At 71.8% G+C, this 12,268-nt stretch carries 3 protein-coding genes; all 3 read right to left on the bottom strand.

All coding sequences use genetic code 11. The features are described from left to right. A partial coding sequence (locus tag D7X74_RS17875) for a condensation domain-containing protein (RefSeq protein ID WP_147446601.1) occupies window positions 1–2,117 on the bottom strand: 2,117 nt, incomplete at its 3' end. Window positions 2,118–2,125: 8 nt separating this feature from the next. Further along, on the bottom strand, window positions 2,126–8,986 hold the full coding sequence (locus tag D7X74_RS17870) for a type I polyketide synthase (protein WP_120534177.1): 6,861 nt from the start codon (window positions 8,984–8,986) through the stop codon (window positions 2,126–2,128). Beyond that, on the bottom strand, window positions 8,983–12,216 hold the full coding sequence (locus D7X74_RS17865) for a non-ribosomal peptide synthetase (RefSeq protein ID WP_120534176.1): 3,234 nt from the start codon (window positions 12,214–12,216) through the stop codon (window positions 8,983–8,985). Before D7X74_RS17865 ends, D7X74_RS17870 begins: the two co-directional genes overlap by 4 nt. Window positions 12,217–12,268 lie beyond the last annotated feature (52 nt).

Below are 12,268 nucleotides of genomic sequence, written 5' to 3'. Positions count from 1 at the left end.
GCGGCCGTCAGCCAGAGGGTGGTGACGCGGTGCTCGCGCAGCAGTGCCGCCACTTCGGACAGCGAGAGGTCCCGAGCGGGGGCCAGGACCAACCGGGCGCCGTGCAGCAGCGGGCCCCACAGCTCCAGGGTGGAGGCATCGAACGCCGCGGGGGCCAACTGGAGGAAGACCTCCTGGGGCCCGAAGCGCATGAAGCGATTGCCGTGCACCAGTCGCACGACGGCGCGGTGGGGAACGCACACGCCCTTGGGCCGTCCCGTGGAGCCGGACGTGAACATCACGTAGGCGAGGCTGTCGCCTCCCACATCCGGGACCTCCAGCGTGGAGTCCGGCAGGGACGCGAGCTGCGCGCGCCAGTCCGCATCGAGGCAGAGCGTCGCCGGGACGAACGGAGAGAGCGCGTCCGCGAGCTGCTGCCGCGTGATGAGCAGTCGCGCCCCGACATCCTGGAGCATCAGCGCCAGGCGCTCACGGGGATGAGAAGCCTCCAGCGGCACATAGGCCGCGCCCGTCTTCAGGATGGCGAGGATGGAGACGACCAGCTCGAAGGAACGCTCCAGCGAAAGGGCGACGAAGTCACCGGGGCGGACCCCCAGCTCCTGGAGCCGCCGGGCAAGCTGGTTCGAGAGCGCGCCGAGCCGCGCGTAGGTGAGCGACTGTCCCTCGAAGGAGAGCGCGATCGCGTCCGGCGTGCGGCGCGCCTGGGACTCGAAGAGCGAAGTTATGCCTTCGGAGGACGGGTACTCCGCGCGCGTGTCGTTCCACGCGTGCAGGACCTGCTGACGCTCCTCGGGTGTGAGCAGCGACACGTCCGCCAGCCGCGCCTCGGGCGCGCCGACGATGGACTCCAGCACCGTGGCGACGTGGCCCAGCATCCGCTGGACCGTGGCCGCGTCGAAGCGGGCCTCGTCGTAGGTGAGTTGCAGCTCCAGGTCCGTGGCGTCTGGAAGCACCACGAAGCTCAGCGGGTAGCCGGTGCGCGCGTGCGTGCGCGCGAAGCCGTCCACCGGCAGCCTCGCCGTCATCTCCGACGCGAGTCCCCGGCGCGGCAGGTTCTCGAAGATGACCAGGCTCTCGAAGAGGGGCTGGCCGCGGGGCACGTCGCTCCACCCCTGCACGTCCACCAGCGATACGTACTCGTAGTCCCGCGCGGCGAACTGCTCCGCCTGCAGCGCCTTCAGCCACGACAGCACGCTGGTGTCCGAAGGCAGCCGCACCCGGCTCACCTGCGTGTTGATGAACGTGCCCAGCATGCCGTCCACGCCGGGCAGCGAGGGCGGACGTCCGGACACGACCGTGCCGAAGGCCACGTCCTCCTGTCCGCTGTGCCGGCCCAGCGTCAGCGCCCACGCGCCCTGCACCAGCGTGCTCAACGTCACCTGATGCTGCCGCGTGAAGGTCGCCAGCCTCCCGCTCAGCGCCGCGCCCGGCCGCAGGGACCGGGTGCCGTAGGCCTCCACCTCCGAACCATGCCCAGCGGGCCGGTCCGCCGCGAGCGGGGTGGCGGCGTGGAAGCCCGCCAGCCGTTCACGCCAGAAGCGCTCCGCCTGGGCCCGGTCCTGCTTCGACAGCCAGCCGATGTAATCCCGGTACGGCCGGGCCGGATCCAACTGGGGTTCCTCGCCCCGGCTGAGCGCGTCGTAGGTGAGGAACAGCTCCCGCATGCACACGGGCAGCGACCAGCCATCCATCACCAGGTGGTGGTAGCTGAGCATGCACCGCGTGAGCGCGGGCCCGCACTTCACCAGCGTGAAGCGCAGGAGCGGAGCGGCGGACAGATTGAAGCCCTCGCGCTGATCCGCTTCCAGCCGGGCCGCGAAGCGTGCCTCCTGATCTTCCGGAGGCACCTGCGTCCAGTCCTCCAGACGCCACGTCGGTTCCACCTTCCGACGCACCGCCTGGAGGGGGTCCTTCATGCCTTCCCAGAAGAACGCCGTGCGCAGCGGCGTGTGCCGCTCCACCATCCGCTGCCACGCGCGCTGGAGCGTGGCCACGTCCAGCTCGCCGCGCCAGGACCAGTAGACCTGTTCCACGTAGGTGCCCGGCGCGCCGAGCGTGTGGAACAGCAGGCCCTGCTGCATGGGCGAAAGACGGTAGATGTCGTCGACGTTCTTCATGGTGTTGCCTAGCTCTCCGACCCGTCCGCATCGTTGATGAGCGCCGCGAGTGCCCCCAGCTGCGAGTCATCCAGTCCCGCGAGGGGGAAATCCACGGATGACAGCGCCGCCTTCGTGTCCTGCGCCTCGCTGCCCAGCGTGCGCAACGCCGCGAGGACATCGCCCGCGAGCTTCGACGCCGTTCCCTGCGTGTACGTCCCGTCGTCGTAGGCGCAGCGCACGTGCAGGCGCCCGCCGGACAGGAACGTCTCCACCTCCAGCGCGTACCCACCCGTCGCGCGGTGGGCACCGGGCGACGTACCCGCACCGAAGGGCGCCGCGTCCTCCGTAGCGTCCACCGACCCCAGGTGTCGCACGAGCACCTCCGCCCTGGGCAGGTGGCGCAGGCGTTCGGACAGCTCGCCGTGGGAGCCGTCGCGCAGCAGCCCGAAGCCGATGCCCCGGCGCGGCACGCGGCGCATGCGCTCCTTCGCGGCCTTGAGCGCGTCGCCCGCCCCCTGGTCACGCTCCAGCTCCAGCAGCAGCGGCCAGGTGACGTCGAAGCAGCCCACCGTGCGCGAGAAGTCCTGGCCGTCGAACGCGTCGCGTCCGTCCGTCACGACATCCACGCGCAGCCGTCCGCCGCCGGTCCAGGTCGCCAGGGCCTGACCCAGCGCCGCCAGCGCGCCCTCCGCCACGTCCGCGCGCCACGTGCCGGACAGCTTCTCGTGCAGCCGCCGCGTCTCATCCTCCGACAGCGACACCTCCACGACGCGCGCCGCCCCCGACGGGCTCCCCGCGCGCTCCACCGGCAGCTTCGTGGCGCCATCCTGCGCGGCGCCCGTCCACACCGACTCCTCCTTGCGCAGGGACTCGGAGGTGGCTTCTTCCGTCAGCCGCTCCGCCCAGCGCTTGAAGGACGCCGTCTTCGCGCGCAGGGCCGGTCCACCGCGCGTCTGGCGCACGGCCGCGGACAGGTCCTCCACGAGGAGTCTCCAGGAGGCCCCGTCCACCGCGAGCCCATGCGCCGCGATCAGCAACTGGCTGCCCACGCCGCCCTCCAGCCGCACCCACGCGGCCGCCGCGAGCGGACCCGCGCCGACGTCCAGCTTCGCGCGGAGCTTCTCCTCCTCGCCGTGCAGCGCCGCTTCGTGCTCGGCGGCGGGCAGTGCGCGCAGGTCCACCTCCGCGAAGGACACTTCCGTGCCGGGAGCCGTGCCCGCCTGCTGCCAACCGGACACGCCTCGCGTGAAGCGCAGGCGCAGGGCGTCGTGGTGCGACAGCACCGTGCCCAGGGCCTGGGACAGCGCGGGCGCGTCCACCGGCCCACGCACCGCGACCCTTGCCACCCGCGTGGAGGCGCCGGTGGGCGCTTCCAACAGGCGACGCTGTTCGGGGGTGAGCGGGGCAGGGCCCACCACCGGTCCCTGTTCGGCCTGCTTCGCAACGATGCCGGCGATCATCGCCGCCAGCTCCGCGATGGTGGAGTACTGGAAGAACTGCTGCGGGCTCAACTGCAACCCGGACTGGCTGCCGCGCGCGATGATCTGGATGGCCTGCACGGAGTCGCCGCCCAGCTCGAAGAAGTTGTCGTTCACGCCCACGCGGTCGATGCCGAGCACCGCCTGCCAGGCTTCGGCGATGCGCTGCTCGATGTCGTTGCGCGGCGCCACGTACTCCGTCTTCAGCTTGGGACGGGCCTGCTGCTCGCCGGGGGCACGCGTCTCCCCCACGGCCTGGAGCACCCGTTCGCGGACGACCTCGTCCGTGTGGGCGATGGTCGCGTGCAGGTCGCGCACGGACACCACCACCTGGGACGCCAGCGCGGAGGCCAGGATGCGCTCCAGCGCCACCACGCCCTCGCGCGGGGAGATCTCCTGGCGCTCCTCGGTGGGAAGCACCTTCGCCAGCGCGGACTCGCGGGCGGCGGCGGCCAGGGCGCGCAGCTCGGCGGCGGGGTCGTTGACGCGCTTCTGCGTCAGCCGCTCCACCTCCACCAGGACGCGGCCCTGCTCGTCCATCATCGTGAGGTCGAAGGCGAGCGTCTCATCGCCGTTGGACGACTCGTTGGCCCGGAAGCGCGCGTGGCTGTACACGCGGCGCGGCAGCTCGCCGTGCAGGCGCAGCACCTTGTAGCCGAAGGGCAGGTAGTAGCCGTGCTCCGCGAGGAAGCTCTTGGCGATACCCGACGTGCGGTCGATGAGCGACGGGTGGAAGAGCAGCTGCTCGAAGTCGCCGGTGAACTCCGGCATCAGCTCCAGCACCATCAACAGCTCGTTGTCACCCGGGAGGATGGCCTGCACGCTGCGCCAGCGCGGCCCCAGCTCCTGCTCGTACTCGGCTTCCAGCGACTGCGGACGCGGCTTGTCGCACCGCTTGCGGATGGCCTCCAGGTCCTCCACGCGCGCCACGCGGGGCCCGCCGAAGCGCACCCGGCCCGCCGAGTGGTCCGTGCCCTTGCCCACGCCGCCCGGCGGCAGGCTCTTCACGCCCCAGCGGTAGCCGTCCCCGTCCTTCTCCAGGGTGAGGCGCACCTCGCGCGTCTCGTTCTCCGGCACGCGCAGCGGCGCGAGGAAGTAGTTGTCCAACAGCTCGATGGTGCGGCCCTTCGCCTCGTCCGCCACCGCGGCGCGCACCATCTCGAAGTACGTCACGCCCGGCACCGTTGGGTTGCCGAGGATGCGGTGCTCGTCCGTCACCCACTGCGAGCGCGGCTCGCCGAAGGTGCCGGAGAAGACCTTGCGCTGCGGCGTGTCCACGAGGCAGCGGTGCACGAACGGGTGCGGAATCGCACGGCCCTCGCCGGTCTGCGTCGCCGGCCGCGCCGCCATGCCGACCTCGTCCCACGCGCCCCAGTTAATGGACACCGCGTAGGTGCCGGTGCGGGCCTGGTACGCGCGGGTGAAGGCGTCCAGGTACGCGTTGGCCGCCGTGTAGTCCACCTGGCCGAAGCGGCCCACGACGGTGGTGAGCGACGAGCAGGCCGCGAAGAAGTCCAGCCGCTCGCCCTCAAGCACTGCCCCGAGCACGCGCGTGCCCGTCACCTTGGGCGCGAGCACCGCCGTCGCCGCCTCGCGCGTCTTGAGCTGGAGCAGCCCGCCGCCCGGCACACCGGCCGCGTGGATGACACCATGGATGGCGCCGAAGCGCTCCCGCGCGGTGGCCACCACGGCCCGCATGCGCTCCAGGTCCGTCACGTCGGCGCTGAGCGCCAGCACCTTCGCGCCCTTCTCCTCCAGGCGCTGCACGGCCTGGATGCGACGGCGCGTGGCCTCGTCACCACCGGACGCCTCCAGGTGTTTCGCCCACTCCTCGCGAGGAGGCACCACCGCGCGCCCGACGAGCACCAGCCGCGCGTGGCACTTCTCCGCCAGCGCTTCCGCGAAGGACAGGCCGATGCCGCCCAGGCCGCCGGTGATGAGGTACACGCCGCCTTCGCGCAGCGGCACCGCCGATTCGGGGCCTTCCTCCAGGCGCACCTCCTCGAAGTCGCGCACCCAGCGGCGGCCACTCCGGAAGGCCACCACGGGCTCCTCCGAGTCCGACGCCAGCTCCGCGGCCAGCAGCTCCACCAGCCGTCCGGCCTGGAAGCTGCTCAGCGGGGGCAGGGTGACGTCCACGCTGCGGCAGTGCACGTGCGGCAGCTCGCGCGGGATGACGTTGGTGGGCCCCAGCGCCACCGCCTGCTCCGGCGACACGAGGTCCCCGCCCGTGACCTCCTGCATGCCGTTGGACACCAGCGTCAGGCGCACCGGCTTGCCCGTGGTGTGCGCGCCCAGCGCCTGCGCGAGGTGCAGCGGGCTGAAGAACGACCGCTCGACGACGTCCTCCGTCGCCGCGCCCGAACCTTCGGCGGTGATGCCGGTGAGGTGGACGATGCGCTCCGGCAGCCGTCCATCCGCCGCCAGCTCCGACAGCAGCGAGGCGTAGTCCTCGCGGCGGCCGGGGTTCAGCTCGTACGCGTCCGCGCCCGTGCGGCGGAACTCACGGCCCTGAATGACTTCCACCAGCGCGTGGCCCTGCTGACGCAGGCGCGTGGCCAGCTTCGCGCCCAGGCCCGCCTTGTCCTGCAGGAGCAGCCACGGCGCCGCCTTCGCGTTGGCGGCTCCGACGGCGGCCACCTTCGGCGCGGACTCCTTCCACACCGGCAGCCAGAACCAGCCCGCCACGTCCTGGCGCTTCTCCAGCGAACCTCCGCGCTTCGCCTGGGCGCTGGTGGAGGAGCGCAGGTCCACCCAGTAGCGCTGGCGCTCGAAGGGGTAGGTGGGCAGCGGCTCGCGACGGCGCGTTTCACCGTCGAAGTAGCCCGGCGCATCCACGCCCAGCAGCCACAGGTGGCCCAGCGTGCGCAGCAGGTACTCCGCTTCCGGCGTGGCCTCGCCCACCGTCGGCAGCAGGGTGTGCATGGACTGGGTCGGCTTCTTGCGCGGGTGCCAGCGCGCCAGCGACTGGAGCGCCTTGCCCGGGCCCACCTCCAGCAACACCGCCTCGGACTCCTTCAGCAGCTCATCCAGGCCGTCCGCGAAGCGCACCGGCTGGCGCAGGTGCTTCGCCCAGTAGTCGGGCGACGTGGCCTGTTCGGCGGTGATCCACGTCCCCGTCACGTTGGAGATGAAGCGCAGCTTCGGGGCGGAGGGCTTCGCCTTCGCCACCGCGTCACGGAAGGCCCCGACGATGGGGTCCATCATCGCGGAGTGGAACGCGTGCGACGTGCGCAGTCGACGGGCCAGCACGTCCTTGGCCGCGAGCCGCTTCTCCAGCGCCTCGATGGCCGCCGGAGGGCCCGCGACGACGCACGAGCCCGGCGCGTTGGCGGCGGCGACCTCCAGCCCCTCGCTCAAGTACGGGCGAACGTCCGCCTCCGCGAGCTGTACGGACAGCATGGCGCCCGGAGGGCAGGACTGCATCAGCCGGCCCCGGGTGGCGACCAGCTCCAGCGCGTCCTCCAGCGTGAAGACGCCGGCCAGGCAGGCCGCGACGTACTCGCCCACGCTGTGGCCGATCATCGCCGCGGGCTCCAGGCCCCACGACAGCAGCAGCTTCGCCAGCGCGTACTCCACGACGAAGAGGGCGGGCTGGGTGAGGGCCGTCTGCTCCAGCTTCGCGGCGGCCTGCGCATCCTGCGTGTCCGTTTCGAACAGCAGCGCCTTCAGCTCCAGCCCGTGGCGCTTGGACAGCAGCTCCAGGCAGCGGTCCGCCTCCTGGCGGAACACGGCCTCGCCCCGGTACAGGGACGCGGCCATGCCCGGGTGCTGCGATCCCTGGCCGGGGAACATGAACATCACGGGCCGGGTGACGCGCTCCTGGGTGCGGGTGATGACGCGGTCCGGGGACAGCGTCGCCAGCGCCTGCGCGGCCTCCTCCACGGTGCGCACCACCACGAAGCGGCGGTGCTCGAAGGCCTTGCGCCCCTTCTGGAGCGTGAAAGCCACGTCCGCGAGGTTCAGGTCCGGATGCGCCTTCAGGTGCTCCGCCAGCCGCGTCGTCGCCGTCTCCAGCGCCGCGTCCGAGCGGGCCGACACCACCAGCAACTGGTGCTCACGCGAGGGCCCGGACGGCGCGCGCTGGGGCGCCTCCTCCAGGACGACGTGCGCGTTGGTGCCGCCCAGGCCGAACGCGCTCACGCCCGCGCGACGCGGAGAGGGCGCGTTCCAGTCCTGGAGCTTCGCGTTGACGTAGAAGGGGCTGCCCGCGAAGTCGATCTCCGGGTTGGGCTTCTCGAAGCCGAGGCTGGGCGGAAGCTGACGGTGCTTCAGCGTCAGCGCCGTCTTGATGAGGCCCGCGATGCCGGCCGCCGTGTCCAGGTGGCCCACGTTGCTCTTCACGGAGCCCAGGCCGCAGTAGCCGTTGCGCGTGGCGCCGCCGGAGCGGAACGCCTTCGTCAGCGCCTTCACTTCAATCGGGTCGCCCATGGGCGTGCCCGTGCCGTGGGCTTCGACGTAGGTGATGGTGTCGGGATCCACGCCGGACAGCGCGTGCGCCATGCCGATGACCTCGGCCTGGCCGTTCACGCTGGGCGCCGTGTAGCCGACCTTGTCGGTTCCGTCGTTGTTGAGCGCGCCGCCGCGGATGACCGCGTGGATGATGTCGCCGTCCGCGATGGCATCCGACAGGCGCTTGAGCACCACCGCGCCCGCGCCGCTGCCACCCACCGTGCCCTGCGCGTTCGCGTCGAACGGGCGGCAGTGGCCGTCCGGGGATCCGATGCCGCGCTCGGTGTAGAGGTAGCCCGTCTTCTGCGGGACGGTGATGGTGACGCCGCCCGCCAGCGCCATGTCGCACTGGAAGTTCAGCAGGCTCTGGCACGCGTGGTAGACGGCCACGAGCGACGTGGAGCACGCGGTCTGCACCGTCACCGCCGGGCCCTTCAGGTCCAGCTTGTAGGCGACGCGCGTGGCCAGGTGGTCGTTCTTGTTGTGGATGACGGCCTGGAACGCGCTCACCGTGCCCGTCAGGTGCCCGGCCGACGACAGGTTGTAGAGCAGGTAGCCATTGGCGCCCGCGCCCGCGTAGATGCCGATGGGCCCCTTGGCTCGCGACGGGTCGTGGCCCGCGGTCTCCAGGGCCTCCCAGACGCACTCCATGAAGAGGCGCTGCTGCGGATCGGTGATCTCCGCCTCGCGCGGCGACAGTTCAAAGAAGCGCGCGTCGAACTGGTCGATGCCGTCCAGCGTGGCCCGCGCCTTGACGTACTTCGGATCCTTCAGCTCCGCGGGGTCGATGGCGGCGCGATCCAACTCCTCGTCCTTGAGGAAGGTGATGGACTCCACGCCTTCCTGGAGGTTCTTCCAGAAAGCCTCGGGGGTGCTGGCGCCGGGGAACCGGCACGCCATGCCCACGATCGCCACGCCTTCCATCTGAGGAGCGTCCTGCTCGACTTCGCTGCTCATCGCTTACCCCTGGCCTTCATCAAGAGGGCCTGTTGCTGCATCGCTTGGAGTTGTTTCTTCGCGCGCTCGTCACGCGCCTGTTGTTGCAGGGACTCCTGGGCCGCGCTCGCCGGGGCCTGTCCCAGGTACTTCGCCAGCGAGGCCACGGTGGGGTGCTGGAACAGCTCCACCATGGACAGGCGCCGGCCCATCAGCACCGACAGCTTCTCGTGCACCTGCACCATGAGGAGCGAGTGCCCGCCCAGGTCGAAGAAGCTGCTGTGCAGGCCCACCCGGTCCACCTTGAGGGCCTCCTGCCAGATGGCGGCGATGCGCTGCTCCAGCTCCGTGACGGGCGCCTCGTAGGGCACCGTCTCCGGCCTCGCCGCGACCGGCTCCGGCAGCGCGCCCCGGTCCACCTTGCCGTTGCGGTTGAGCGGCAGTCGCGCCAGCGGCACGAAGTGGGAGGGCAGCATGAACTCGGGCACCAGCTCGCGCAGGAAACCGCGCAGCTCCAGGGCCAGCTGCGCCGTCGCTGGATCGGTGTCCGCGGGCATTCCGCGATGGGGCACGAAGTACGCCACCAGCCGGGCATCCTCCTTCGTGCCACGCACGACAACGACGGCTTCGCCCACCTCCGGGTGCGAGCGCATCTGCGCTTCGATTTCACCGGGCTCGATGCGGTAGCCCCGCACCTTCACCTGGAAGTCGGCGCGGCCGTGGAAGTCGATGCGGCCGTCGTCGCGGTAGCGGCCCACGTCTCCCGTGCGGTACAGCCGCGCGCCCGGCGTGGGGCTGAAGGCATCCGGCACGAAGCGCTCGGCGGTGAGGTCCGGCCGGCCTTCATAGCCTCGGGCCACGCCCGCGCCGCCGATGAACAGCTCACCGGGCACGCCCAGGGGCAGCTCCCGTAGGCCCGCGTCCAGCACGTGCACCCTCACGTTGCCCAGCGGTCCGCCGATGCTCGGCTGCGCGGAGTCCGCGATGGGGCACGCCGTGGCGTTCACGGTGCACTCGGTGGGGCCGTACATGTTGACGAAGCGCGTGCGCGAGAGCGGCGTGAGGTCCGTCCAGGTGCGCGCGTCGATGGCCTCTCCGCCCACCAGCACGAGGGCGGGAGAGAAGTCCGCGTCGCGTCCCAGCCCCTGGGCCAGCAGCGGTCCCAGGAGCGACGGCGTGCAGTCCACGACGTCCACGGCGTACCGCTGGACCCACGCGCGCATGCGCACCGCGTCCGGCCGCACCTCTTCCGGGACGATGTGCAGCGAGTGCCCGTTGAGGAGTTGGAGCCACTGCTTCACGGAGGCGTCGAACACGAGCGGCGCGTTGACGCTCACCCGCAGGCCGGGGCCCCGACCCTGGTAGACGACGTCGCGCAGCGTGGCTGCGAGGTTGAGCGCCGAGCGATGCGGGATCATCACGCCCTTGGGGCGGCCCGTGGAGCCGGACGTGAAGATGACGTAGGCGGCGTTCTCCGGGGAGAGCGTCACGTCGGGCGCGTGGGGGGACGCGGTGGCCAGGGCTTCGGTCTCCTGGTCCAGGCAGACGAAGGTGTGCGCGCCGTCCGGGAGCGAAGCGCGCAGGTTCGAGCGGGTGACGACGAGCGGCGCGCCGGCCTGCTGGATGACGTAGGCCAGTCGCTCGCGCGGGTAGGTCGGGTCCAACGGCACGAAGGTGCCCCCGGCCTTGAGGACGCCGAGCAACACGACGAGCTGCTCCACCGACCGTTCCAGGCACACCGCCACGCGCGTCTCGGTCCCGACGCCCTTGGAGCGCAGGTGCGACGCGAGCCGGTTGGCGCGCTCTGACAGCGCGGCGAAGGTGAGCTGTTCGTCCTCGAAGGCGACCGCCACGGCGTCCGGCCGAGTGCGCGCCACGGCGTCGAAGCGCGAGGGCAGCGTGTCCTGCGTGTCGTGATCGCGAGCGGTGCGGTTGAAGTCCGCCAGCTGCCGCAGTTCATGCGGACCGACCCAGGGAAGGGCGTCCAGCGAGCGCTCGGGCGCGGTCAGCGCCGAGGCCAGCAGGGTTTCCAGTCGCTCCAGGAGCCGGGCTGCTTCTTCCGGGGCGTACGCGGCTTCGTCGTGGTGCAGCTCCAGCGACAGGGAACCGCGCCCGCGCACCAGGGCCAGGGTCAGCTCGGCGCGCTCGCCGCGCGCTTCAACGTGGGCGAGGGTCAGCGTCAGTCCACCCGCGCGCACGGGCTCCGGCCACGTGAGGTCCTCGAAGGCGAAGGCGCGGGAGGGCGGGGTGCCACCGACGGCGGGGAAGGCGCTCGACGCGTCGAAGTCGTCCTGCCAGGCGGCGGTCTCGCGAACGCTTCGCGCCACGTCGCGCGCGAGCGCATCGAAGCTGGAGGCAGCGGAGGTGCGCACGGGCAGCCAGCGCTCGAAGAGGCCGAGCGCCACGTCCAGTCCTTCGTAGCCACGGCCTTCAACGCGCACGGAGACGCACGCATCGCCGCTGCTTCCCATGCGCGCGAGCAGGCGCGACCAGCCCGCGAGCACGACGTCCGCCACCGGGACACCCAGCCGGCCGGCCAGTGCCTCCAGGGCCGAGACTGTTTCGGGCGCCAGTGCGAGTGCTGCACAACGGGTGCGAAGTCCGAGCGCCCCCGGGTCCTTGCGGCGCGTGGGCAGCGTCGCGCCCGTGGCGCCGGTCAGGTCACGACCCTTCCAGAAGCGCCGTCCATCCGCGCCGTCGTCGGATTCGAGGATCTGGTGGAAGACCTCCGCCACGTCCGCGTACTGCGGAGGCGGCTCTTCGTCCTGGGGCGACGAAGTCGTCAACGCGCGACCCAGCTCGCGTGCGAGCACGGCGAACGTCTGCCGGTCCGCGGAGAGCGCGGGCACCTCCACGAGCAATGCATGGCGGTCCGGGCCCAGCACCGCGAGCCGCCACGGTGTCAGAGCGTCCAGCGCCGCCGAACCGGACTCGGAGCCCAGCGCCGCCAGTCGTGCGGACTTCTCCGTCTCGGAGAGGGCACTCCAGTCAAGCACCTCCAGGACGGTCGCCGGAACCTCCCCGGGCACCTGCACCGCGGCGGCCGTGCCGGCGAGGTGGCGGTACGTGGTGCGCAGCACCTCGTGAGCGGAGATCAGCTCACGCACCGCGCGCTCCAGTCGCGCCACGTCGAGCGGTCCGTCGAGGGAGAGCACGGCCCGGGCGCGCGATGGCGCTCCTGGAACGGCTGCCAGGAGGGACCAGAGTCTTGCCTGTTGGGGGGAGAGCCGGAATCCGGTTGGCTGGGTCACGCTGAAGGCTCCTGGAAGGGGACGGGGGCGGGCGCGAGACCCGCGGATTCAG

Source organism: Corallococcus sp. CA047B (assembly GCF_003612065.1).
Classification (GTDB): domain Bacteria; phylum Myxococcota; class Myxococcia; order Myxococcales; family Myxococcaceae; genus Corallococcus; species Corallococcus praedator.
Note: the sequence above shows the minus strand (reverse complement) of the source record. Positions and strands in the feature narration are given on the sequence as shown.

Bases quoted from the DNA above. Each gene is read 5' to 3' on its own strand.
- D7X74_RS17870 (WP_120534177.1), bottom strand. From the start codon at position 8,986: ATGAGCAGCGAAGTCGAGCAGGACGCTCCTCAGATGGAAGGCGTGGCG.